This is a genomic window from Aliterella sp. E5.1 (assembly GCF_057473825.1).
This window is the reverse complement of sequence record NZ_JBYCCV010000413.1, coordinates 1-1,402: the sequence shown is the minus strand read 5'-3', so window position 1 is coordinate 1,402 and position 1,402 is coordinate 1. Positions and strand designations below refer to the sequence as shown.

At 48.5% G+C, this 1,402-nt stretch carries 2 protein-coding genes; both read right to left on the bottom strand.

Annotation, left to right across the window (positions count from 1 at the left end; translation table 11 throughout):
* Nucleotides 1-210: group II intron maturase-specific domain-containing protein (locus tag AC2VE5_RS27775; protein WP_486890738.1), on the bottom strand; the 210-nt coding region annotated here is incomplete at its 3' end.
* Between the two features lie 67 nt (nucleotides 211-277).
* On the bottom strand, nucleotides 278-1,270 hold the full coding sequence (locus AC2VE5_RS27770) for a reverse transcriptase domain-containing protein (RefSeq protein ID WP_486890737.1): 993 nt from the start codon (nucleotides 1,268-1,270) through the stop codon (nucleotides 278-280).
* Nucleotides 1,271-1,402: the final 132 nt, after the last annotated feature.

Here is a 1,402-nt window from a genome sequence, read left to right as displayed (position 1 = left end):
GCTTATATAGGGAGACGATCTTGAGCGGCGGCGTATTCGTTGTCGCTTTTGCAGCCAGCGAAACAGCCGTTCATTGACCCAGAGATCTAGGTCTTTAGCTGTTTCTTTGGCGTTGCAGTGACGAAAGTAAGTGACCCATCCCCGTAATACGGCGTTGAGAGCGCTGAACTTGAGCAGGGGTTTATCCCGAAACCGCTTCCGGTCAGTCATTTCTTTGATTTTGGCTTTCAATCGCGTGACCGCTTTTTGACTTGGAGTGACTAACAGTTTGGGTCGGTCATTCTGGCAAGTATAGCGTCGGACATGAAAACCCAAGAAATTGAAACCGTCGTTTACGTGTGTAACGTGCGTCTTCAAGGGCTGACAGTTCCAGTTTGAGTTCTTCAGTTAAGAAGGTCTGGATTTCGTCGCGTAGGAGGTATGCTTCGGCTTTGCTGCCGTTGGTCAGTAACAACCAATCGTCCGCGTAGCGAATCAAAGCACAATTTCCCTGTTGCCGAATCCTCCGGCGTTCCTTTTCCTTGCGGTTGAGGTTCCCATATTTATGCCACCAAAACAGGTCGATTTGGTGCAAGTAGATGTTTGCCAATAATGGCGAGCAAATACCGCCCTGCGGCGTGCCAACTTCAGTAGATTTGAAGAGGCTGCCCTCCATTACTCCCGCTTTTAAGAAGCGGTCAACCAAGTTGAGAATCCGCCTGTCTGCAATGCGCTGTGCCAAAAGTTTGAGCAATATTTTATGATGAATACTGTCAAAAGCACCTTTGATATCTCCCTCAACAACCCAGTAATACTTGTTGCGATTGTTAATGTAGCTATCCAGCCGGGCGATGCAATCTATCGTTCTGCGTCCAGGGCGAAAACCGTTAGAGCAGTTGAGGAAATCGCTTTCCCAAATGGGTTCTAGCACCATCTTCAACAACATTTGTACTACTTGGTCTTTCAAGGTTGGGATGCCAAGTGGTCGCCGCTTATCCTTTGACTTTGGAATATAGACGCGCCGCACCGGAACTGGACGAAAGCGCTTTTGGCGCAATTCTGCTTGTAGTTCTAGTACAAAAGCCTCTCGCGCCGTTGCTGACACGAGTGCTTTCTTCGTCACGCCGTCGATTCCCGCCGTCCGCGCTCCCTGATTGGAAAGCACGTGATTTAAGGCAGTGCGAATCCACTCCTCTCGGCACAGGAGGCGATACAGATCCTCGAACTGATGAGTTCGGTGATGCGTTGCCTTCCGAGCAAGGCTGCGTTGGGTTTTGATGATATCGGACATACATCTTATCCCTCTTTTATCACTTTAGGCAGAAGAAAATCTAAATTGAAAGTTGAGCTGATGCACGATGGGACACACAAAGCAATTCATCTTACTGATGAGTCGCTTAAAGCCAAACTGCAATGGAGTGAT

Bases quoted from the DNA above. Each gene is read 5' to 3' on its own strand.
- AC2VE5_RS27770 (WP_486890737.1), bottom strand. From the start codon at position 1,270: ATGTCCGATATCATCAAAACCCAACGCAGCCTTGCTCGGAAGGCAACG.